We start from the raw sequence: 23,763 nt of genomic DNA on the forward strand, positions 1-23,763 counted from the left end.
TCTAAAAATTGATTCGTACGCTGGCATTGGGCGTAATACCTAATGATAAGCGTTCAATAGTTTTAATGGTATTATCATTTTGTAACCTGTAATAGGTATTTAAAGTGTTGCGTCTATTGGTGAAATTCAATATTGATACTCCAAAAACAGCGTTCATGGTATCGCCCATTTTCAGCGTGTAATTTGCAGATGCATCTGCCCTAAAATATTCTGGTAGTCTACTGCTATTTGGGTTTTCGTAATTTATTTCAGTAGGGAAAACAGTTTCATTTATAGGATCATTTTCATCTGGTCGGGTAAATGGTTTTCCAGATTTGTAATTTATACCCATTCCTATTTTAAGGTCTCCAACGGTATAGTTTCCCGCAAGGGTCATAGCATGTCTAACATCTAAGTTGTTCGGAAATATGGCTGGATCTAAAACATCAAATGTATAGTCATTTTTGTTGAAGGTATAACTCAGCCAAGCACTATAGTCGTTATTCTTTGTATTAATTAAAAACTCGGCTCCCTTAACTGCGTAAGATCCGATTTCACCATCAAATTGATTCTGATTTTGGAAACCTTGGGTGTATACATTGATTCCATTTACTTCTTTGTAAAAAGCATCTATGCCTACATATAATCTATTGGTATCATAATTAAAACCAATAGATCCCTGCTTGCTTTTTGTAATGGGTAGCGCATCGCCATCAGAAAGTATCCATCGTCTTTTTTCAATGCCTAGAAAGTTCTGTTCCAAATCTATAATCTGATTGGTAACCTGACTTTTAAATTCCCCCAATACTTCGGTTTTAAAATTAGACAGCAGTTCATAGCTGATGTTCATACGAGGTTCAAAAATGTACTCTTGAAATGTATCTAGATTTTCTATATAGTTCAAACGACCACCAATAAACCCATTTAGTTTCTCATCTTTTGAGCTATAGGCAATCTCACTAAATAAACCATGTTTACGTATAACTCCTTTTATATTACTGACAAATGGTGGCTGATTGACATTTGTTGTATTTTGAATTCCTGTTTCGGTAAATTCATAACCGTTCATCCAATCAAGGTTCTGTCTTAATGTGTAGTTTGTGGTTAATTTTAAATTTGATTCTTTAACTAGGTTGTTTTGTTCTAGCTGCTGAGCATCATTGTTAGATATAGATAATGCATCCAAATCGTACTGGGTGTAGTAGAAGCTTAGTTGAGATGTCAGGTCATCTGTCCATTCGCTTTGTAATTCTCCACCAATTGAAAAATTATCTTGATTCAGATTACTTCTATTTGGAGCAAGGGTGTCATTGGTAGTTTCCAAATAATTAAGGTTATTGCTCATGTTAATTAAGCTAACACTCGCTTTCTGATATGGATTAATTTCATACATATACTTTGCTGTGAAATCATAGAAATAGAATTCACTCTCGCTATTTACTTCGGTATCTTGAAATGCCTTTTCTGAGAAGGTAGTGTACGTGGGCGTGTTTAAAAAATCGGTGTATGATCTACGGGCAGATACTTGCAATGCCATGTTTGCTTGAATAGGAATTTCACCAAAAACATCGCCTGAGATTAAATTGAATCCGCCACCGCCATTAAAATTTAGTGGTAAATCCTTGGAGGTTTGCATACTTAATGTGCCACTAACACCACCACTATACATAGCAGATGTGCCGTTTTTTATGATGGTTACTTTTTCTGTTACATACGGATTGAATGCTGATATTAACCCGAAGAAATGTCCGGTTTGGTACATTTTAATACCGTCCCATAGAATTAGGTTTTGGTCATTTGTGCCACCTCGTATATTGATGTCAGATACCGTTTCATCAACACTCTTAATTCCCGGCAAAGCCTGTACAGTCTGCAGAATATCTGGTTCGCTTACTCCAGGAAGAATTCCGAATTCCGCGGGACTCAATTCAAAACCTGCGTTGTTAAGTTTATTTAATCCTGTGGTTAGAAACTGCGTTACAATTACTTCATCTAACTCTTGGTAGCTGAGCGCCATGGCAATGGTTTGGCATTCGGAAGTTTTTGAAAGTTTTTTTGCTTCAATAAAAATGGCCTTATACCCAAGGTGTTTTATGTATACTAATGAATTTATGGGGACATTATTAAAGTTGAAAGAACCGTTTTCATCTGTAATTCCAGAAAGGTTAGATTCATATATTTCAACAGTAGCGCCGGGTATATTGTTTTCTTCAAAGTTATCAAGCACATTACCACAGATAGAGATAGTGGTGGTTTTGGTTAGGGTGTAGTAACGATCATTCAATTTGTCAATGGTAATACCTGCAATATTGCCTAGTTCGTTCAGAATATCGTTAAGAACATTGGATGTTGGTTTTGTGATGTAGACCAAATCAACATCGGCATCGGCATAAGAGAATTTTACATCAAATTTAGATTCTAGTTCAGATAAGAAATCGCGAAGCAAAGTACTGTCTTTTGCTGTGGTTTGGGCATAGCTATCCCCACTGAAAATCAGTATAAAACATATAGTGATAAAAGTATTAAGGTGCTTTTTCAGCATAGAACAGCACTTTGTTCCCATCTAAGTTAAACTTAATTTGTAAAGGGACGCTTATACTTTTAAGGGCAAGATCTAAATTTTCATTACTGAATGATCCTGTAAAAAGTTGCGCGGTATCAATATCTTTTGCGGTAACGGCAACATTGAATTGTCGTTGCAATTCATCTAAGACATAATGTAGTGGAATACTTGTAAAAGAACTCTCTTTAGACAACCAAGAAGGTTTGCCATCTACGATAGCTTTAGATACGGTGCTTTTTCCATTCATTGCAAGCAATGAATTCCCTGCAGGTAGTTTGGTTTCTTCACCGTTGATAGTGACACTTACCAAACCTTCAAAACAGGTGACTTCAAAATAATCTTTCCTTGTTTCTACATTAAACTGAGTTCCTAATACGGTAACCCATCCTTCGGCTGTTTCTACGGTGAATTTTTTTCCTTTGGCTACTTTAAAATAAGCTTCTCCTTTAAGATCTACATTTCTATTGGAGTCCCATTTTTTCTTCTTAAATGCCAGTTCAGATTCGGCATTCAAGATAACTTCTGAGGTATCTGGTAGGGTGATTGATTTGTTCTCGGCGTACTCTGTTGTATAAGATTCGTTCAATGTATTCAAATAAAAGAACGAGGCGGTAAGCAATACGGCAATTACTGCAGCCACGCGAAGAAACTTCTTGAACGGTGAAAGTATAAATACCTTTGTGTCGTCTACGGTCTTCGTTTGCTCAATAGATTCCCATGCTTTATCCATATCAAACTCAGGAGATTCTAACTGTGCCGCTGACTCCTTAATTTTCTGATATGTTTCATAAGCTTCCGATTTCTTGAACTCCGCCAATTCAGCTTCCGTCAATTCATCATTAAGCCATTTTGCTAAGTAATTGTCTTGCATGTTTTTAGCTTTGTATTAGTATAACAACTATGTAGAGGAATACCCTACTTTATTATTTAAGTATTAAGTATTATTTTAATTTCCAACAACCAACAACCAACAACCAACAACCAACAACCAACAACCAACTATATCCCATCAATCTGCTCTCTTAAACTTTTCAGTGCCAAATGCATCCTTTTTTCTATAGCTTTTACGCTTACACCTTCCATTTCTGCGATTTCGGCATATTTTTTTCCATCGATTCTATTTAATAGAAAAGTAGTGCGCTGATTTTCTGGTAAACTGTTTAATGCGTTATCTAATTTTTCCTTGAACTGATTTTCCTCCATGATAAATTCTGGAGACTCATTTGTAGTTTTTAAAGTACTATCTGCATATTTTAATCGTACTTTTTCCGCCTTAATAACATTCAGGTATAGGTTATTGGCAACCGTATATAAATAGGACTTTGCTTTTTCTGGTTGCACCTTGGCGCAATTCTCCCATAGCTTCACAAATGCTTCTTGTACGGCATCGTTTGCTTTTTCTTCATTACCAAATTTGTAATAAATATAATTGAAGATGGTTTTAGACGTTTCGTTAAAAACCCCTTTATATACCTGCTCTTCGCATACATTTATTTGAAGGTCATCTTTCAATAGATTGCTTTTTGTCAAAGATATTTGAAAAAAAATAAAAAAGAAGGTAGGGTATTTTTAAAGTGAGTTGTTTTAGGATTGTAATAACAAACGATACCAGGTCATTATGAAAAATTTTTTTAAAAATGTAATGTATGTTAGCCTATTAACTGTTGCGCTGAGTTTTACAGCTTGCCAAGATGAGATCGAGGAAATTAATAATGGTGAAGAGCCTACGGCAATTGCAGCTAATTCTACAACCGTAGATTTAATACAACGAACAAGTTCTAATGATGGTTCTTGTGATAATATCGTTGATGGTACCAGTTGTTATCAAATTAACTTTCCATACACGGTTAAGGTAAACGGAATAACGCTTACCATTGAATCTGAAGATGATATTGATGAAATAGAAGCTATTTTTGATAGTGTAGAGGAAGATGAAAATCTATTGGATATTATTTTTCCTATAACTATTACCGCAGGAGATTTTTCTGAAGTTACTATAAACGGAATGGATGAATTACGCTCCTTGGCTGCAGATTGTAAAGAAGGTGGAGAGGATGATGATATAGAATGTATAGATTTTGTATATCCTATGACGATATTCACCTTTAATGTGAACTTGGAGCAGACCAGTACTGTTAAGGTAACAAGTGATCGAGAGCTACGTTTGTTTTTTAAAGATTTAGGAGATGATGGTTTAATAAGTTTTGATTTTCCAGTGACTTTAGAATTGCATGATCAAACTACCATCGAAGTAGAAAGCAATCAAGAATTGGCAATTGCTATTGAGAACGCTAAAGATGATTGTGATGAAGATGACGACGACGATTATAATGATGATGATTTTGACCAAGATGAGTTAAATGAAGAATTGATCGCGTGTGTATGGTTTGTTACAGAACTTAAAAGAGAAAATAAAGACCAGACTCCTCAATTCGTAAACTATATTCTAAACTTTAAAGAAGATGGTACCGTAGTAACTGGTTTTGCAGGAGCTACAACGGTTGAAGGTACGTGGAGTACTACCGTTGGTGATGATGGTGCGCAACTTACCATGGAATTTGATGCATCTACCGAGTTTAACCTAGAGTGGAACGTAAATGACCTAGGAGATGATAAAATTAAATTATACAATGGCAATGGTAACCGTATAGTAATGAAGCAATTATGTGATGAAGATTTACCGGAGTTAACCATAGAAAGTATAGGTGATATTTTAAGAGATTGTTCTTGGGTCATTAAAAGGGTGAAGAATAGCGGAGAGCAAATCAATAGATTGTTAGGTGATGAGTTCCAGTTTCAGGAGGGTGGCGTAATAACACTTACCAACAGTGCTTCGGTTTCTGAAGGCACATGGGAAATTACATCCAATACACAAGGTCGTTTTGTGGTAGTCATTACCATAGGTGATGAAGATGCCGTAAGTTTTGAGTGGTTGTTGAGCGATTTAAAGGATAACATTGTAAGGCTCAATGTAGAAGAATCCTTCTATGAATTAGTAATCGTTAAACAATGTAATGATGATGACGATGAAGAGGAGGATATCACATTCCTTAAAAACATTTTTAATAATACGGTATGGAATGTTGCTTTGTTCTCGGAGAACGATGATGAGTCTACAGACCTGTATGTGAACGATACTTTTTATTTGGCAAATGACGGTACTTTAGAAATAAGAAATCCTAATGGAGCGGTGTTAAGTAATGGCGCTTGGTTGGTATATAGAAATGTATTTAGTGGAAAATTAGAAATGCTTATTTCTTTGGAGTTAGGTAGTAACTATTACCCATTTGCAAATGATTATCAGATTTTAGAGATAGATGAAACAAGAATAGCGCTTAAACACGAAAACGACACGGGTTTATATGATCATTTGGTTTTAGAAAGAGCGTAAAAGTAAAACATCCAGAAATATACCGTTGACAGTAAAGAGTTGGGCCTCGTTGGCGGTATTGATGGAGGTTTTAGTTCAGGAGTTTATGAAAATATAATTCCTTTTTTGCCCCACAAGCATCATTAGAGCATCCATTTTTAGTGGATGCTCTTTTGTTTTGTTTATTTTCTAGCACTTGCTACGAATTTTACATTGATATTATTAAATTTGTAACCCCTTAAAAAAGAAAAGAATGTTCGATAATTTAAGCGATAAGCTAGATAAGGCTTTACATGTACTAAAAGGACATGGTCAGATTACAGAAATTAATGTTGCAGAGACTACCAAAGAAGTACGCCGAGCCTTGTTGGATGCGGATGTTAACTTTAAGATAGCCAAAGAATTTACCAATAGGGTAAAAGAAAAGGCGCTGGGGCAAGATGTATTAACAACGTTACAACCTGGTCAGTTAATGGTCAAGATTGTAAAAGATGAGCTTACCCAATTAATGGGTGGTGAATCTGAAGGTATTAATCTATCCGGTAATCCATCGGTGATATTAATGTCCGGTTTACAGGGGTCTGGTAAAACTACCTTTTCTGGTAAGCTTGCTAATTTTCTAAAAACAAAAAAAACTAAGAAACCGTTACTGGTTGCCTGTGATGTATATCGCCCGGCGGCAATAGATCAATTACACGTAGTTGGTGATCAAATAGGGGTTGAAGTTTTTTCAGATAGGGGAAACACCGATCCAGTAGCTATTTCTAAAGCTGGTATAGCACATGCAAAGGCAAACGGACATAATGTGGTCATCATTGATACCGCTGGTCGTTTAGCTGTTGACGAGGCTATGATGGATGAAATTTCTGATATCCATAAAGCTATTCAACCACAAGAAACCTTGTTCGTAGTGGATTCTATGACAGGTCAAGATGCTGTGAATACGGCAAAAGCCTTTAACGATATCTTGAATTTTGATGGGGTAATCTTAACCAAATTAGATGGTGATACCCGTGGTGGTGCCGCTATTTCTATTAAATCTGTGGTAGATAAACCCATTAAATTTATTGGTACCGGTGAGAAGATGGAAGCTATCGATGTTTTCTATCCGTCACGTATGGCAGACCGTATTTTGGGTATGGGTGATGTAATCTCACTTGTTGAAAGAGCTCAAGAGCAGTTTGATGAAGAGGAAGCAAGAAAGATACAAAAGAAGATAGCCAAGAATAAATTCGGATTCGATGATTTCCTGAGTCAAATTCAGCAGATCAAGAAGATGGGTAATATGAAAGACCTTATGGGGATGATTCCTGGCGCAGGAAAAGCTTTAAAAGGTTTGGATATTGATGATGATGCCTTTAAGCATATTGAAGCGATTATCTATTCAATGACCCCAGAAGAACGTTCTACGCCTTCTAAATTAAATGCAAGTAGAAAAAAACGTATTGCAAAAGGTTCTGGTAGGGAAGTTCAAGAAATCAATCAGCTTTTAAAGCAGTTTGATCAAATGAGCAAAATGATGAAAATGATGCAAGGCGGTGGCGGTAAGAAGATGATGCAGATGATGGGCGCCATGAAAGGAATGAAATAACAAGCCAACAACACAACTTAAAAAGAAGCGGTATGGAATTATTGGATGGTAAAAAAGTGTCCAACGAAATAAAAGAAGAAATCAAGGCAGAGGTTGCCAAGATGAAAGAACGAGGAGAAAAAGTACCACACTTGGCAGCAATTATTGTTGGTAGTGATGGTGCTAGTTTAACCTATGTAGGTAGTAAGGTGCGTTCTTGTGAACGTGTAGGTTTTGAATCTAGTCTAATTCAAATGCCTAGTACCACTTCTGAACAAGAATTATTGAAGAAGATCAAAGAGTTGAACGTTGATGATGATATTGACGGTTTCATTGTTCAATTGCCGTTACCTGAGCAAATAGATACCCAAAAGGTGATTATGGCCGTAGACCCAGATAAGGATGTGGACGGATTTCACCCTACCAACTTCGGTAAAATGGCTTTGGATATGAGTACCTTTATTCCTGCTACACCGTTTGGTATTCTTGAATTATTGGAGCGTTATAAGGTAGACACAAAAGGTAAACATACCGTAGTTATTGGTCGTAGTCATATTGTGGGTAGGCCCATGAGTATTTTAATGGGAAGAAGAGGTTGGCCAGGTAACTCTACCGTAACTTTGACCCATAGTCAAACTAAAAACATTACACAGATTATATCACAAGCAGATATTGTGATTTCTGCATTGGGAGTGCCAAAATTCTTAAAAGCGGAAATGGTAAAAGATGATGCCGTTGTTATAGATGTGGGTATTACTAGAGTACCAGACGAGACTAGAGAAAAAGGATATTATATTACCGGTGATGTTGATTTTGAAAATGTAAGCAAAAAAGCATCATACATTACCCCCGTTCCTGGTGGGGTAGGTCCTATGACCATTGCAATGTTATTGAAAAATACATTGTTGGCTCGTGAGAGACATAGAAGTAGAAACTAGTATATTATAAAATTTATGAAAAGCCTTGCAATAGTATTGCGGGGCTTTTTTTATGCTGGTAGTTTTTTAATTGCTACTCCGGTTTCGGTAGTGTCATTAGGTGTTAAGATGTCTATGTCATTGCTGTCGTCATAATCGCAACTTGTTATTGCCGTTATAAAACTCCCTATTAAAAAAGCGTATAATAATTTTTTCATAACATTGGTTTTACAGTCTGTTCTAGATGGACGTGTATATAAAACGTTGAAATTATAGTCTTGGTATTTGATGTGATTATAGAATACTGTACCTTTTGTGAAAGATTTATTCTTATGAGAAAAATTCTATGTGTTCTGGTGTGTGTAGTTTTTGTAGTAGGTTGTGAACAGCCCAAGCTAGAGCATAAGTTTACAATTGGTGTAAGCTATTCCGCTGAGGTAGATTCTTTAGCTAAAGATGGTCGTTTGCTGCTTATGCTTTCTACTGATGATAGTGATGAACCAAGGTTTCAGATTAATGACGGACTCAATACCCAACTAATATTTGGTATGAATGTGGAGAATTGGGCTAAAGATTCTATAATCACTTTTGTTGATTCCGTTTTTGGCTATCCATATGAAAGCTTAAAAAATGTACCACCGGGAGAATATAATGTTCAGGCGCTTTTAAATGTGTATGAAACTTTTAATTTGTCTACCGGGCATACGGTAAAGCTACCTATGGATAATGGCGAGGGACAGCAATGGCAAAAATCACCGGGTAATTTATATAGCAAACCATTTAAAATTAGAGTAGCCAGTAACGGATTTGAAAATGTGTCGGTTAATTTAGATCAAGTAATTCCGCCAATTGAGGAACCAAAAGATACGGAATGGATAAAACATGTAAAGGTAAAGTCTGAAAAGCTCTCTGAGTTCTGGGGAAGAGATATTTACTTGGGCGCTCATGTGTTATTACCAAAAGGATTTGAAGAACATCCGGAAGCTAAGTATCCGCTGATGGTTTTTCACGGACATTTTCCTTCTAATTTTGGCGGATTTAGAACTACACCGCCAGATCCTAATATGAAACCGGAGTATTCTGAACGTTTTAGTTTAGAAGGTTATAATGTTATGGAACAACAAGAAGCTTATGACTTTTATAAACGATGGAACGAACCGGATTTTCCTCGTTTCATTATAATTGAAATTCAGCATCCAACACCCTATTATGATGATTCTTATGCAGTGAATTCCGCTAGTCAAGGTCCGTATGGTGATGCTATTACCTATGAACTGATACCTAAAATAGAAAAACAGTTCAGAGGAATGGGAGAGGGGTGGTCTCGTTTTCTTTACGGCGGATCAACCGGTGGTTGGGAAGCTCTGGCAGTACAAGTGAAATACCCAGATGAATACAATGGTTGCTTTGCGGCATGCCCAGACCCTATAGATTTTAGAGTATATACCTTAACGAATATCTACGAAGATGAAAATGCTTACTTCTATAAGAGTGCGCATAAAACATTAGAAGTGCCATCGCATCGAAATTACCTAGGTCAAATACAATCTACCTTAAAACAAGGAAATCATTTAGAATTGGTGTTGGGAGATAAATCTAGGTCAGGGCAACAATGGGATATTTGGGAAGCGACTTATTCGCCACAAGGCGATGATGGTTATCCCGTAAGAATTTGGGATAAAAAGACAGGAGATATTGATCATGAGGTGGCAGAGTATTGGAAAGAGAATTTTGATTTAAGACATATTCTTGAACGCGATTGGGATAAGTTGGGTGATAATCTAAAAGGTAAAATTCATATTTATTGCGGTGATATGGATAATTACTATTTAAATAATGCTGTCTACCTGATGGAAGATTTCTTGGAAAGTACGACAGATCCTTATTATGAGGGAGAAGTGAAATATGGAGATAGAGACGAACATTGTTGGAACGGAGATCCAGATCAACCCAACGCCATTACACGTTTAAGATACAATAGTATGTACGTGCCTAAGATTATGGAACGTATAGAAAAAAGTGCACCTAAAGGGGCAGATTTAACGAGTTGGAGGTATAAGTAATACTAATTGTTTAGTCAAAAGATGAGTGTCACTTCGAGCGAATTTTGAGGTGTAAAAATTAGTGTCGAGAAGGGTCTAAGTATACAATGCTGCTTGTCGCTATTAAAATATATATAATAATTATAGGATAAAATTTAATGAAATACAGAAGATTTGGAAGAACAGATTGGCAAGTAAGTGAAGTAGGATACGGAATGTGGGGAATGGCTGGTTGGACGGCTAGTGACGATGCCCAATCTGCAAAATCATTAGACTTGGCAGTTGAAAACGGAGTCAATTTTTTTGATACCGCTTGGGGTTATGGAGAAGGTCATAGTGAAGAGTTGCTTGGAGAGTTGGTGAAAAGACATCCTTCTAAAAAGTTGTATACGGCTAGTAAAATTCCGCCAAAAAACTTTCAATGGCCGGCAAAGCCAGAGTATGCTTTTGAGGACTCTTATCCTACAGAACATATTATGGAATACACCCATAAGACACTAAAGAATTTAGGGTTGGAGCAAATTGACCTCATGCAATTTCATACATGGGATGATGTTTGGAGCGGCAGAGAAGAATGGCAACGCGCTATTGAAGATTTAAAGACTTCAGGTAAAGTAGCTGCAATGGGCATTAGCATGAACCGTTGGGAGCCTGAAAATGGAATCAAAGCCCTAAAAACAGGATTGCTAGATGCTGTACAGGTCATTTACAACATATTTGACCAAGCGCCAGTAGATAACTTGTTTCCGCTTTGTAATGAGCTGGATATTGCAACCATAGCTCGTGTGCCTTTTGATGAAGGTACATTGACAGGAACTATGACGAAAGAAACTACCTTCCCCGAAGGCGATTGGCGTGGTACTTATTTTGTGCCAGAAAATTTAATTTCTTCGGTAGAACATGCCGATGCTTTAAGACCGTTAATTCCTGAAGGAATGACCATGGCAGAAATGGCACTTCGTTTTATTCTAATGAATGATAATGTAGCAACAACAATACCTGGTATGCGTAAGCAACGTAATGTATTGGCAAATACTGCCACCAGTGATGGTAAATTATTATCTAATGAACTGTATGAAGAATTGAAAAAGCACCGTTGGGATAGAGTGCCAACTTCTTGGTCGCAGTAATTGTATTTTTAATAGAAATTAATTTAATTAAAAACCATCAGTATACATTTTTGTTGATGGTTTTTACATATACAGTGTTGAGCATAGTTACTTCGCAAACAACTGACCCATATCTTTAAAAGCTTTAAACTCTAGAGCATTCCCGGCGGGATCATAGAAAAACATGGTAGCTTGTTCGCCCACTTTACCTTCAAAACGTACATAGGGTTCAATAGCGAATTTGACACCTTTCGATTTCAGCTCCTCTGAAAAACTTTGAAAAACATCCCAAGTTAAAACTACTCCGTAATGCGGTACGGGAACATCATGACCATCAACGGGATTATGGTGCACACTTTCGGTCTCCGATTTAGGTTTGTAATGTATCACCAATTGATGTCCGAATAAATTGAAATCTACCCAGTGGTCACTACTACGACCTTCTTCACAGTTTAAAATATCTCTGTAAAAAGTTCTGCATTCCGCTAAATTATGAACAGGAATGGCAATGTGGAAAGGTGTTATGTTTTGCATAATCAGTTATTTCTTAATGCTGAAATTAACTCTTTTTTGTTCATTTTAGAACGGCCGTCTATGCCAATTTCCTTAGCTTGGTCATAAAGTTCTTTTTTGGTTCTTTCTTCATAGGTAGAAGCTTTACCGCCTTTCTTTCCCGCATCTTTAGTATTTGCAATACGTGCAGCTTTTTCCTTACTGTAACCTTTGTCTACTAAGGCTTCGTATTGTTCTTCATTCTCTATTTGTGGTATATTATTTGACTTTGCCATTTTTATTTTAAAATTAAATAAAAAGTGACCTTTGGACGTGCTGTATGCAATTAGAAATTATCCTTCTAAAAAAGAAATGATCTTGTCATTTACGTCATCTTGGTGCATGGAGTGTCCTAGCCCTTCCGTACTTACAAATTCGCTTCCTTTCCAATGTTTATGTACATCAACCGAGGCATGATACGGAGCAATCTGATCATATTTGTCATGAAAGAGCAATCCTTTTTTCAGGTTGGTCTGAACAAATTTGGAACTCGAAAATTCTTCTACCGTGAATTGAAATTTGTTGTACACTAAGTTTTGTAGCGCTGTTAAAACTTTGTCATTGAAGCCTAGCAAGTTCTTATAATGGGTAAGTATTTCATGAAACTCTGAAGGTGAACCTATAGTCACTATTCTATCTATAGTTTTGTTAGGGTGAATAGATTCGTTATACAAAACGGTCATACCACCCATTGAATGTCCTATAACAGTTGTGGGTCTGTATTTAGTCAATATTTGATCTACAGTTTTTGCATATAGTGGCACATGTAGCATTTCGCCGGTAGAATAACCGTGAGCAGGGGCATCAAAGGCAATAATATTGTAATCTGCCTCTTGTAATTTTTCTATGAGTTTATGCCAACGCCAAGTATTACTCTCCCAACCGTGAACAAGTAATATGGTTTCTTTATTTCCAGGCCAGTGGTATACTTGAATATCATTTTCATCCATAGATAAAACCTCTAATTTGGCATTATCTAAAAAGGTCTTTTGATTAGATAGCACACGACCTTTTCTAACCTTTGTAAAGACTAAAAAAGCTTTTTTGGCAGCTTTCCCTGGTGAAAACCACACAAGAAAGTTGAGATAGCGTCCAATTAATTTAGGGATGAGTTTTTGAAGGAATACCGGCACCTGCTAAAATTTATAGTGTATAAAGATGTTGTCTTTAGGAAATGTATTTTAAAGTGTTTAAAAATATTAATCCCAACCGATCATCATATATTTCACTTTTGCCGCATCTGGTATCTGAACTTCTTCAATTTTATTATTGGCATTATACCTAAGACTTTCAGGTAGCTCCTTTTTATCTATAGTAAAATATATGTCGCTGTCTTTTAATAGTACCACCACATTGTTCAATGAGGTAATGATCTTTTTAATAGGGTAGTTTTCGCGAATATCTTTAAAAGTACTCATTGTAGAAATACCCTTGTCGGTCACAAATCTATCATCGTTGATCAATATGTTCTGTATGGTGGCAATGCTATCGTTATTAGGAGTTAGCGTTAAAAGTAAATTGCCGGCTCCTTTTTCAAAAATTCTGATTTTACTGGCTCCATTTCCAATTTTAAGTTTAACGGTATCTTGAACTACGGAATCTTTTGCAAAAATTAATTCTATATCTCGGGCTAAACTTTCTTTGGATAATTTGCCAATTTGATCACCGGATATTTCAAAACCTTCGTTTGTCTCGCCAGCACAATTAATTAGTAATCCGCAACATAAAATCAGTAAAAGGGTGTATTTTAATTTCATAATCCTATCTCATCACTTTTTTTAATACTCCAAGTACTCCCCGTATAAAAGTAGCACTCGTTAACACTTTAATTACCGGGTTTTGTCTAGTACTTGCTCTGCTAGATGTTTTTCTTGCAGCCGGTTTACTTTTTTCTTTTTCAGCTAATTTCTCTGCCGTCTCTATTTTCTCGGTTAAAATTTCATAGGCACTTTCCCTATCTATGATTTCACCATATTTCTTTACCAATGAAGAATTGTTAATGACTTCGGCCAGTTCTTTTTGGGTCAGTACATCCATGCGGCTCATTGGTGCACGTAACAATGTAGCGGCTAAGGGTGTGGGTCTTCCTTTTTCATCTAAGGCAGATATTAAAGCCTCACCAATACCTAAAGATGTAAGTACTTCTTTAGTGTCATAGTATTTAGATTCAGGATAGTTTTCGGCAGTTAATTTAATTGCTTTTCTATCTCTGGCGGTAAAAGCCCTTAGCGCATGTTGTACTTTTAAGCCTAATTGTGATAAAACGTCATTTGGTACATCTGTTGGATTTTGGGTTACAAAATACAAACCTATACCTTTTGAACGAATCAGTTTAACAATACTTTCTATTTGATCTAATAATGCTCTTGAAGCTTCTTTAAAAATAAGGTGTGCTTCATCTATAAATAATATCAATTCTGGCTGGTCACTATCACCCTGTTCTGGGAAGGTGTCATATATTTCTGCTAACAAGCTTAACATAAATGTAGAAAATAATTTAGGTCTGTCTTGAATATCTGTCAATCGTAAAATATTAATATAACCTCTACCTTTTTCATCGATACGGGTGAGATCGTTAACATCAAAAGACTTTTCTCCAAAGAACAACTCCGCACCCTGTTGTTCCAGTTCTATAATTTTTCTAAGAATCGCACCGGTAGAGCTTGTAGAGATTCTACCATATTCTTTAGTGAATTCCGCTTTGCCTGTTCCGGTAGCGTATTGTAGTACTTTTTTGAAATCTTTTAAATCTAGCAAAGGCATTTTTTGGTCATCGCAGTATTTGAATATTACAGATACAATACCAGATTGTGTGTTTGAAAGATCAAGAATACGTGACAATAAAACAGGACCAAATTCAGAGACCGTAGCTCTCAACTTTACACCATCTTGTTCAGATAATGAAAGTATTTCTACAGGAAAGCTACTTGCCTTAAAAGGGAAACCAATTTTTGCATGACGTTCATCAATTTTTACGTGACCGGGGCTAGGTTGTGCCAGACCGCTTAAATCACCCTTTAAATCCATCAACAGAACAGGAATACCTTTGTCAGATAGATTTTCTGCCAATACCTGTAGTGTCTTTGTTTTACCCGTACCTGTAGCACCCGCAATGAGTCCGTGTCTGTTTAATGTTTTTAGAGGAATTTTTACAAAAGCATCTTTTACGGCTTCGCCATTAAGCATTGCTGCCCCCATATTTATATAGTCTCCTTTCGTGGAATATCCTTTTTCTATATGGTCAAAAAAATCTTCTGTAGCGGACATTTAATGTATTTTCGATAAAAATAGGGGATTTTTAAGCAAACCAAAAGACTAGGCCAGCTTTAAATATCACTATTTTTTAACATTTAATGTGCGAACAGTGTTGGCTTGAATACAGAATTTACCGCTATGTACTTCTTATAGAATTTGTGAACTAAAACGTATCTTTGCCAAATGAAAAATGAGGAGGTATTGGAGAAAGTAAATAAAGGGACGTATTTACCCTTAATGGAAGAGTTCTACACCATACAGGGTGAAGGCTTTCATAAAGGAACTGCAGCTTACTTTATTCGTGTTGGTGGGTGTGACGTTGGTTGCCATTGGTGCGATGTTAAAGAGAGTTGGAATGCAGAAACGCATCCGCCTACTGCAATTGAACAAATTGTAGATAATGCAGCCAAGTATTCTGATACTATTGTTATTACCGGTGGTGAGCCTTTAATGTGGGATATGAACCCCATTACAAAAGCCTTAAAGGATAAAGGCTTAAAAACCCATATAGAAACTTCAGGAGCCTATACGCTTTCTGGAGATTGGGATTGGATCTGTCTTTCCCCTAAAAAGAACAAATTACCTGAAGGCCGTATCTACGATGAAGCACATGAGCTTAAAGTTATTGTTTATAACAAACACGATTTAATTTTTGCAGAGGAACAAGCTGCAAAAACTAATGCTGATTGTATTTTATATTTACAACCAGAATGGAGTGTTAGCGATAAGGTAGTGCCTATGATCGTAGATTATGTAATGAACAACCCTAAATGGAAAGTATCATTACAAACGCATAAGTATTTGAATATTCCTTAAGATATTTAAATATTAGTTTCTTCCGCCGTTTGCGCGGATATCCAATAAACATTCTGCATCAAGACGTACTGTTGTTCCGCCTTTTGCCGTATTTTTCTGTAGTAGTTTTAAAACTGTTGCACCAGAAAGTGTGCAACCAGAGGTTATACCGGCTTCATATTGGGCAAGGGAATTTGAACGAATAGATTTTCCTGAAGAACCGCCAAACTGTAATTCTGCACGCATTAAGCAGCCAGCTTGGTTGCAATGATTATCAGGAACTAATTTTCCGTCTTCGTTTTCAGATTCAGACTGGTGGTCGTTGACCATTTCAGTGCCTAAATCTACAAGACCAAATAGGTGGCCAAATTCATGATTTAAAGTTGTTGTTTCTACATCTTCTACAGCAACAGATGAACTTAGGTCTGCTAGTTCCCTAATCGTTACTTCATGAATAACCATTGATGTGTTTCGGTAAACTGCACCTAAAGTAACCAAGCCGCCATCAAGATCGTCGCCTTCCGCTGGTGCATCTGAAAAATATATGTAAATCGCCAAGGTACTACCAGAATTAAAAACAGTTCTGTTTTTGGTTTCTAGGTCGGCAATTTCCTCCAGAGTCAATTCATCTTCAGAAGGGCTGGATAATTCGTTATACACCAATTCAATCTCTTCCTTAAACGTAAGTTCTTTAAGGTAGTCTGTAAATTGAACCATAGCAGATTCCGTAGGTTTAAAGCCGTTTACATAGGCAATTTCTATCAAAAGCTTATCATAAGTCTCATTAGAAAGGAGGTCTTTGGCTGAGTCTCCGGTAGCCAGTAAATTGGCACTTTTGTCAATCTTTGTTTCTGAGTTTTCATTGTCAGAATCAGAAGAACTTTTGGAGCAAGAAATGGCAAATGCCATCATTCCTAATAACAATAAACTTTTAAAATTATGCATATTATATATTTTGTCTAGATGGATAACGCAAAAAAAGTGGACCTATTACTTCATATGGGTCAATCTTGCTAAATAGTCGTAATGTTCGCCTTCCATTACAAGCTCACATGTTAAATTACTGTAGTTTGCTGCCCTTTGCAAGGTATTGTAATCTACGTACAACCATGGAAAAGTTTTGCTTTTTTCTTTTTTATATACCATGCTAAAGCTAACCTCTCCATAATAATTTACGTTATCTGGAATCCAATAACCACCATCTTCGTCATCTTCGAACATGTAAATAATATCGCTAGAATCAAGAAGTATTTGGCCGCTGTCTTTTAAGAGCGATTTTAATTTGGTAAAGAATGGTTCTAATCCGTCTAGCGTGCCTGCCAATCCTACACCGTTCATTAAAATTAGAATAGTATCAAATTGTTCCCCTTCGTAATCAAGGAGCTCAGAGTGTACGGTGTTTTTGAGTCCGCGTAACGAACTGACTTCAATAGCACCTTTTGATGCATCTAAAGCAGTGACCATAAGACCTTTTTCTTGTAAGTACAGCCCATGGCTACCAGCACCACAACCAACATCTAGTACGTTGTCTTTACACAATTGTAACGCTTTTTGCTCTAGTTTGGGCATTTCTTTAAAACTCCTGAACATATAGGGTAACGGTAAAACATCATCTTCTTGAAGTGATGAATGCGTAGTGATATCTTCGGTGTAATTTCCGTTTTGATAATCTATAAGTGCCGTACCTAAAATGTCCTTGTTCAAAATTCTTGTATTTCTAGTTGCAAAAGTCTCGCTTTTTGGTGCTACTTCGCTAGTTTTGAAGAATTAATTTTACACATGGAAGAGGTTTTACGAGAATTGCCACAAAAGGCAAAGGAAAAACATAACGAGAATAAAAAGTTCTTTGTCAAGCTACGTAAGAAGCCGCCAAAGAATCTGGACTATATTATGCAAGAACTCCATGAAGCGGAATTTGAACGTACTGATTGTTTAACCTGTGCCAATTGCTGCAAAACTACAGGGCCGCTTTTTACCAATGCAGATGTGGAGCGTATTTCAAAGTCGTTTCGAATGAAACCACAGAAATTCATTGAAAATTATTTACGTATTGATGAGGAGAACGATTATGTGTTGCAGCAGACGCCATGTACTTTTTTAGGAACCGATAATTACTGTTCTATCTATGACGTACGCCCAAAAGCGTGTCGCGAGTTTCCGCATACAGACCGAAAGAAATTTCAACAAATTAGTAACCTTACCTTAAAAAATGTAGCTATTTGCCCAGCTGCTTTTAATATTGTGGAGGAAATGAAGAAGTTGATAAAGTAGATAGGAAAATAAAAGTAATTCATAGTGCAAGTCGAAATAAATAATCCAAGAGTACAATGTTACAAATGCATGCGGCCTTCAAGTACCTGTATTTGTAAACACATTAGTACCGTTATGACCAATATGCGTTTCAACATTTTGATGCACCCAAAAGAATACAAGAAAGAAAGGAATGGGACTGGATATATGACGAATCTTCAGCTTGAAAATTCAGAGATAATAGTGGGTGTCGATTTTAGTAATAATGAGCGCGTCAATGAAATATTGAACGATGAGAAAAGTAATTCTTTCTTACTCTATCCTGGTAAAACTAGTTTTAATCTATCTCAGAGAAAAGGGTATGAAATGGAAGCTTTTCTGGGAAAGCAGGCTAACATTTTCATTCTTGATGGTACATGGCCTTGCGCCCGTAAGATGCTTAAGCTAAGTGCGAACTTGCAAAAATTAAGTAGAATAAGTTTTGATAATAGTATAGCATCAAAATTTATAATCAAGCAGCAACCAGTAGCGCTATGCCTTAGTACTATTGAATCTGTTTATACAGTATTGAACTTGTTGAATAATGGTGGATTAGAAAATTGTAATACGACGGACTTCCTAGTCCCTTTTGAAAAGATGATTGAACATCAACTCGATTATATTTTAAATCCCAATAGTAAAAACTACAACTCAACTGCGAGCAAAGAAATTCTTCCCAAGAAAATGTATAAAACGAATACAGAGAGAAATGTTGTTTTTGAATTGGAATAGGCGGGAGTGATGAGGTGAAAGTTTATATTGTCAATATTGCTTTCCATCTGACTTTGTTTTCAGGAATGAATTCATTTTTGGATACTATTTTATTTGCTTTTGTTGTGATATTATTCGTATTAAATTTGTTTTTTATTTTTTTAAAAAAAACCGAATAAACATAATGAAGTTTATTAATTCTTGTTCTGGTGATATTAGTAGCATTCTTTACAGAAAAGATAAAGTTAGGCTCACTTGCGGTAAAACCCCAAGAACATACTGCAAAAGGGAGACTGAAATGAAGAATTGAAAAATGGAAATAGAAGTTGGATGTATAAGTAATTAAGTTTTCATATTAATCAATGTATTTTTATATAGGTCAAAAACGATTTTTAATCACAATTTATCATGAGATACCTATCCATTTTACTTATTTTAATATTCATTAGCTGCCAGAACGAACCTAAGAAAGAAGTAGTGACAGAAAATGACATTGACACATCGGTCTATGAAATTTGGGATGGGTATATAAAATCTAATCCTGACATTAAAAATAAGGACTTGCCAGAATCTTGGTTTTTTCATGATAATAAAGCAGATGCGGATAGGTTGGCAGAATTGACTGTTAGGGGCAAAAAGAAAGGAACCACTTCTGGTTTGTATAAGTGGTATATTGAAGCAGAAGCAGATTTGCCCCATGTAGGCACCAATCATATAATTACGGATTTTGAAGGTAAAGCAAAGGCAATAATCAAAATCACAAATGTAGATACTATTCCTTTCAATCAAATGACAGAATCTTTGGCGATATTAGATATGGGAGTGGATGATGACCCTCTTCAAAAATGGCGAAAAGCACATTGGAACTTCTTTAAAAGAGTAATGACGGAGAATGGTGAAGAGCCTTCGGAAGAGATGCTTGTTGTTTTTGAGAGGTTTGAAACTGTTTGGATAGTAAAATAAGTATAATTTTCGTTCAAGAGTTTATAAAAATCTAAATTCTATAGAAGTAAACCCGGTATCCTTATGACTAAAAACCAGAGATTACCTATCCTTAAATTTATACATAGTAAGCAATAAATTCCAGGTTTATTTTTTTAAAAGCAGTTTATGTAGGTTTTAGAATGATAAAAATTTACTACATTAGTTAATTAATTGTTAAATTAATAAAATTATCTTTTTTTTCTATAAATATATTATAATGTGATGTGTAAGGCGTTTTTTTTTTTTTTTTTCACAGTTTAAACTTGCTTAATTCAAATTATTGATGGAACAGATCATAACATATTTTGAATCGATCCCTGCAACGCACAGATCGGTGATTTTAGTTGGTGGAATTACATTTTTTTGGATATTGGAAGGTATCGTTCCTCTGTTTAACGGTAGCTATAATAAATGGAAACACTCGGTTCCTAATTTCTTTTTTACCCTTACTACCATTGTTATTAATTTTCCATTAGCATTTTTGTTATTAAAAACATCTGATTGGGCGGTGGCCAATGATTTTGGTATCATTAATTGGTTGCCGGAAATGCCATTATGGGCTTATGTGTTTTTGGGAGTAGCGCTATTAGATCTAATAGGAGCTTATTTGGCGCATTTGGTAGAGCACCGTGTAAAGCCATTGTGGATGGTGCATTTGGTACACCATACCGATCATAACGTAGATACTACTACTGCAAATAGGCATCATCCGTTAGAAAGCATCATCCGCTATATATTTACCTTGGTAGGTGTTATTGTGGTAGGTGCGCCTGTGGGTATAATTATGTTGTACCAAAGCGTATCGGTAGTATTATCGCAATTTAATCATGCCAATATTAAATTACCTAAAGAAGTAGATAAGGCTATTAGCTATGTGCTAATTTCTCCGGATATGCATAAAGTGCATCACCATTATGTATTACCATATACAGATAGTAATTACGGAAATATCTTCTCTTGGTGGGATCGTATATTTGGCACGTATATGCATTTAGATAGAGATAAAATAGTTTACGGTGTAGACACTTTCCCTGATGAGGTGGCGAATGGTCAAATAAGTTCTCTTTTAAAATATCCTTTCGTGGGCTATAGAAAACCAACAACCAATGGAAGTGATCTTACGGATATTGTAAATGATCAACCTTTAGTAAAGTAGGTACTTTGCTCTAATTTTTTTGAATTTTTCAATGTCTTCTTGCCAAGTCGCTTTTATTTCGGCATTGGTGGCGCCGGCTTCAATTTGCTTTTGAAGTCGATTATTGCCTGCATGCTTGGTAAACCCGCTAGTTAAAAAGAATTTACTTTTATCTACTGAATTGGTATAGGCATCTATAATATAGTCCATAGTAACCTCATTCATTCTTTCCATTTTAGTTAAGTCTTTTCCATAGCACAATTTCCCTTCTTCCTTTGGGTGTTTAGAACCAAAATTGGGTTCAGGTGTATAGGTGAAGTCATACACGTTTGAATCTAAAAATGAAGCCCCATAGCGTTGAAACTGAAATTCAGTACCACGACCGGCGTTGATGTTCGTGCCTTCAAACATTCCTAAGCTAGGGTATAGCGTAATTGAAGTGTCATTTGGTAAATTTGGTGAAGGACGAATGGGTAGGCTATAAAACATTTCATGTGTCCAGTTTTCTAAAGGAATTACGGTCAAATCTACCTTTTTGGCACCTTCTAGCCATAGTTCATCATTGATCATATTGGCATATTCACCAATGGTCATTCCGTATACTAGAGGAATTTCGGTCATCCCTAGAAAAGAAGTGTTTGAAGGTTCCATAGTAGGCCCGTCAATATAGTGTCCGTTTGGGTTTGGTCTGTCTAAAAGGATAACAGGAATTCCTTTTTCGGCACAGGCTTCCATCACCAATTGCATGGTAGAGATATAGGTGTAAAAACGAACGCCCACATCTTGTATATCGAACAACACCAAATCTAAACCTTCTAATTGCTCTTGACTGGGTTTTCTGTTTTTACCGTGTAACGATATAAGGTCTAATCCTGTTTTTATATCAGTACTGTTTTTTACATGCTCACCTGCATCAAAATCACCTCTAAAGCCATGTTCTGGTGCAAATACCTGCTTAATGTCTATGTCTAATGATAACAATGAATCTACCAAATGTGTATGTCCTTCTGTTTTAAAAATGACACTGGTTTGGTTGGCGACAACGGCTATTTTCTTTCCTTTTAAAAGAGGTAGATAAACTTCCGTTTGGTTAGCGGCAACTATAATCTCTTTTGTTATTTGCGCTATTTGAGGTTTTTTGGTCGGTGTTGTAGCAATAGCTTCCGCTTTGGTTTTGTTTCCGCAGGTAGCCAATACCAAAAACCATAATAAAACTGTACTTTTGAAATAGGATAAAAATAACATCATTTGAATCTAGAATATTTTATCGCCAAACGGCTTATAAAGGGTAAGGAGCATAAAATTAGTATATCCGCACCAATAATAAAAATAGCTATTGCAGCAATTGCGATCGGTGTGGTCATGATGTTGATTGCCATTGCTACGGGTTTGGGCCTTAAAGAGAAAATCCGTGAAAAGATTACCGCTTTTAATGGTCATGTACAAATCTATAATTACGATAATAATAATTCTGAAGTATCTGTAGTGCCGGTGAGCACGCAGCAAGAATTTTATCCAGATTTTAATATGGTCGATGGTATTGTGCATATACAAGCTGTGGCCACCAAGGCAGGTATTATACGTACCGAAGAAACTTTTGAGGGCATTATTGCCAAGGGTGTTGGCGAAGAATATAATTGGGAGCCTTTCAAGGAATTTTTAATAGATGGCGTTTTACCTGATTATACAGGAGAGTTAAATTCTGAAGTGCTTATTTCTAGAATAATGGCAAACCGTCTCAACTTAAAAGTGGGAGATTCTTTCTTTACCTTTTTCTTGCGGGATGCTGCCGCGGATAAAATCCCTAACCAAAGGAAATTTAACATTACCGGTATTTATGATAGTGGGTTCGAAGAAATTGACGGGCTCTATATATTCACAGACATACGCCACATTCAGCGTATGAATAAATGGAAAGATACCGAAGTGGGTAATTTTGAAATCTTCTTGAACAGTTTTGATGATATTGATCAAAAAGCGAATGAAATTTATGGTGAAACGGTAGCTAGTTTAGATACCAAAACCATAAAAGACAAGTACTACAAGATCTTTGAGTGGGTAGGTTTGTTCGATTTTAATATTGCCCTGATCATAGGTATTATGATTATCGTAGGTGGTATTAATATGATTACCGCTTTGCTGGTTTTAATTTTAGAACGTACTCCAATGATCGGTATTTTAAAAGCACTGGGCAGTACCAATTGGAGTATTAGAAAAGTGTTTTTGTACAACGCAGCTTATCTAATTGCAGTTGGGTTGTTCTGGGGAAATCTTATTGGACTTGGTATTATTTTTATTCAGGAGAAGTTTCGGGTATTTAAATTCCCGAACCCTAAGGAATATTATATTGAATACATACCCGTAAGCATCGATCTTTGGACCATTCTACTATTAAATGCGGGTGTATTGTTACTATGTTTATTGATGTTGTTGATTCCGTCATATATAATTACGAGAATAACACCGGTAAAAGCTATTCGGTTCGAGTAGTG

At 36.1% G+C, this 23,763-nt stretch carries 23 protein-coding genes; 11 read left to right on the forward strand and 12 right to left on the reverse strand.

The window, feature by feature from the left end; all coding sequences use genetic code 11:
* Position 1: 1 nt before the first annotated feature.
* The 3 genes from BW936_RS06295 to BW936_RS06305 all read right to left on the reverse strand — a co-directional run bounded on the left by BW936_RS06295 (position 2) and on the right by BW936_RS06305 (position 4,054).
* On the reverse strand, positions 2–2,521 hold the full coding sequence (locus tag BW936_RS06295) for a TonB-dependent receptor (protein ID WP_076547413.1): 2,520 nt from the start codon (positions 2,519–2,521) through the stop codon (positions 2–4).
* Positions 2,502–3,413, reverse strand: a complete 912-nt coding sequence (locus BW936_RS06300) for a FecR family protein (RefSeq protein WP_076547414.1) — start codon at positions 3,411–3,413, stop codon at positions 2,502–2,504. The genes BW936_RS06295 and BW936_RS06300 overlap by 20 nt, the downstream gene beginning before the upstream one ends.
* A gap of 128 nt (positions 3,414–3,541) precedes the next feature.
* On the reverse strand, positions 3,542–4,054 hold the full coding sequence (locus tag BW936_RS06305) for an RNA polymerase sigma factor (protein ID WP_076547415.1): 513 nt from the start codon (positions 4,052–4,054) through the stop codon (positions 3,542–3,544).
* Positions 4,055–4,160: 106 nt separating this feature from the next.
* Here BW936_RS06305 and BW936_RS06310 point away from each other — a divergent pair, with 106 nt between their 5' ends.
* The 3 genes from BW936_RS06310 (at position 4,161) to BW936_RS06320 (ending at position 8,420) form a co-directional block, all read left to right on the forward strand.
* Entirely contained in the window at positions 4,161–5,933 is a 1,773-nt protein-coding gene (locus BW936_RS06310) for a hypothetical protein (protein WP_076547416.1), read from the forward strand.
* A gap of 232 nt (positions 5,934–6,165) precedes the next feature.
* Entirely contained in the window at positions 6,166–7,503 is a 1,338-nt protein-coding gene (gene ffh / locus BW936_RS06315; protein ID WP_076547417.1) for a signal recognition particle protein, read from the forward strand.
* 32 nt (positions 7,504–7,535) lie between these two features.
* Positions 7,536–8,420 carry a bifunctional 5,10-methylenetetrahydrofolate dehydrogenase/5,10-methenyltetrahydrofolate cyclohydrolase gene (locus BW936_RS06320; RefSeq protein ID WP_076547418.1) on the forward strand — a complete coding sequence of 295 codons (885 nt, stop codon included), beginning with the start codon at positions 7,536–7,538 and terminating at the stop codon, positions 8,418–8,420.
* A 50-nt stretch (positions 8,421–8,470) separates the two neighbouring features.
* Here the strand turns inward: BW936_RS06320 and BW936_RS19605 are convergent, their stop codons facing one another.
* Positions 8,471–8,617: a hypothetical protein gene (locus BW936_RS19605; protein ID WP_159439003.1), complete on the reverse strand. Its 147-nt coding sequence runs from the start codon at positions 8,615–8,617 to the stop codon at positions 8,471–8,473.
* Between the two features lie 114 nt (positions 8,618–8,731).
* Here BW936_RS19605 and BW936_RS06325 point away from each other — a divergent pair, with 114 nt between their 5' ends.
* Complete coding sequence (locus tag BW936_RS06325; RefSeq protein WP_076547419.1) at positions 8,732–10,462, forward strand: alpha/beta hydrolase-fold protein; 1,731 nt, start codon at positions 8,732–8,734, stop codon at positions 10,460–10,462.
* Positions 10,463–10,599: 137 nt separating this feature from the next.
* Positions 10,600–11,571: an aldo/keto reductase gene (locus BW936_RS06330; protein ID WP_076547420.1), complete on the forward strand. Its 972-nt coding sequence runs from the start codon at positions 10,600–10,602 to the stop codon at positions 11,569–11,571.
* Positions 11,572–11,658: 87 nt separating this feature from the next.
* On the opposite strand, the gene BW936_RS06335 is transcribed toward BW936_RS06330, so the two are convergent.
* The 5 genes from BW936_RS06335 to BW936_RS06355 all read right to left on the reverse strand — a co-directional run bounded on the left by BW936_RS06335 (position 11,659) and on the right by BW936_RS06355 (position 15,369).
* Complete coding sequence (locus BW936_RS06335) at positions 11,659–12,084, reverse strand: VOC family protein (protein ID WP_076547421.1); 426 nt, start codon at positions 12,082–12,084, stop codon at positions 11,659–11,661.
* 2 nt (positions 12,085–12,086) lie between these two features.
* Positions 12,087–12,338, reverse strand: coding sequence for a DUF7218 family protein (locus BW936_RS06340; protein WP_076547422.1), 252 nt, complete (start codon positions 12,336–12,338; stop codon positions 12,087–12,089).
* Between the two features lie 57 nt (positions 12,339–12,395).
* The gene (locus BW936_RS06345; protein ID WP_076547423.1) at positions 12,396–13,235 is read right to left on the reverse strand and encodes an alpha/beta fold hydrolase; all 840 of its coding nucleotides are present in this window, start codon (positions 13,233–13,235) and stop codon (positions 12,396–12,398) included.
* A gap of 66 nt (positions 13,236–13,301) precedes the next feature.
* On the reverse strand, positions 13,302–13,859 hold the full coding sequence (locus BW936_RS06350) for a hypothetical protein (protein WP_076547424.1): 558 nt from the start codon (positions 13,857–13,859) through the stop codon (positions 13,302–13,304).
* Positions 13,860–13,863: 4 nt separating this feature from the next.
* Complete coding sequence (locus BW936_RS06355) at positions 13,864–15,369, reverse strand: helicase HerA-like domain-containing protein (RefSeq protein WP_076547425.1); 1,506 nt, start codon at positions 15,367–15,369, stop codon at positions 13,864–13,866.
* A 171-nt stretch (positions 15,370–15,540) separates the two neighbouring features.
* On the opposite strand from BW936_RS06355, the gene BW936_RS06360 reads away from it, so the two are divergent.
* Positions 15,541–16,173: a 7-carboxy-7-deazaguanine synthase QueE gene (locus tag BW936_RS06360; protein WP_076547426.1), complete on the forward strand. Its 633-nt coding sequence runs from the start codon at positions 15,541–15,543 to the stop codon at positions 16,171–16,173.
* A gap of 12 nt (positions 16,174–16,185) precedes the next feature.
* On the opposite strand, the gene BW936_RS06365 is transcribed toward BW936_RS06360, so the two are convergent.
* Together BW936_RS06365 and BW936_RS06370 are read right to left on the reverse strand one after the other, a co-directional pair.
* On the reverse strand, positions 16,186–17,097 hold the full coding sequence (locus BW936_RS06365; protein ID WP_076547427.1) for a hypothetical protein: 912 nt from the start codon (positions 17,095–17,097) through the stop codon (positions 16,186–16,188).
* 45 nt (positions 17,098–17,142) lie between these two features.
* Positions 17,143–17,856, reverse strand: a complete 714-nt coding sequence (locus tag BW936_RS06370; protein WP_076547428.1) for a class I SAM-dependent methyltransferase — start codon at positions 17,854–17,856, stop codon at positions 17,143–17,145.
* A gap of 75 nt (positions 17,857–17,931) precedes the next feature.
* On the opposite strand from BW936_RS06370, the gene BW936_RS06375 reads away from it, so the two are divergent.
* From BW936_RS06375 to BW936_RS06390, 4 genes are all read left to right on the forward strand, one after another.
* The gene (locus tag BW936_RS06375) at positions 17,932–18,423 is read left to right on the forward strand and encodes a YkgJ family cysteine cluster protein (RefSeq protein ID WP_076547429.1); all 492 of its coding nucleotides are present in this window, start codon (positions 17,932–17,934) and stop codon (positions 18,421–18,423) included.
* 24 nt (positions 18,424–18,447) lie between these two features.
* Positions 18,448–19,173: a tRNA-uridine aminocarboxypropyltransferase gene (locus BW936_RS06380; protein WP_262493992.1), complete on the forward strand. Its 726-nt coding sequence runs from the start codon at positions 18,448–18,450 to the stop codon at positions 19,171–19,173.
* A 387-nt stretch (positions 19,174–19,560) separates the two neighbouring features.
* On the forward strand, positions 19,561–20,115 hold the full coding sequence (locus BW936_RS06385; protein ID WP_084181990.1) for an ASCH domain-containing protein: 555 nt from the start codon (positions 19,561–19,563) through the stop codon (positions 20,113–20,115).
* A 304-nt stretch (positions 20,116–20,419) separates the two neighbouring features.
* On the forward strand, positions 20,420–21,292 hold the full coding sequence (locus BW936_RS06390; protein WP_076547431.1) for a sterol desaturase family protein: 873 nt from the start codon (positions 20,420–20,422) through the stop codon (positions 21,290–21,292).
* On the opposite strand, the gene BW936_RS06395 is transcribed toward BW936_RS06390, so the two are convergent.
* Positions 21,281–22,516 (reverse strand): exo-beta-N-acetylmuramidase NamZ family protein, encoded by a 1,236-nt coding sequence (locus BW936_RS06395; RefSeq protein WP_076547974.1) that lies wholly within the window; start codon positions 22,514–22,516, stop codon positions 21,281–21,283. The two genes, BW936_RS06390 and BW936_RS06395, sit on opposite strands and share 12 nt — an antisense overlap.
* Positions 22,517–22,519: 3 nt before the next feature.
* Here BW936_RS06395 and BW936_RS06400 point away from each other — a divergent pair, with 3 nt between their 5' ends.
* Positions 22,520–23,761 carry an ABC transporter permease gene (locus tag BW936_RS06400; protein WP_076547432.1) on the forward strand — a complete coding sequence of 414 codons (1,242 nt, stop codon included), beginning with the start codon at positions 22,520–22,522 and terminating at the stop codon, positions 23,759–23,761.
* The last annotated feature ends 2 nt before the right edge of the window (positions 23,762–23,763 follow it).

Origin of the sequence: Maribacter ulvicola, from assembly GCF_900155985.1 — a bacterium.
In the GTDB taxonomy this organism is placed as follows: domain Bacteria; phylum Bacteroidota; class Bacteroidia; order Flavobacteriales; family Flavobacteriaceae; genus Maribacter; species Maribacter ulvicola.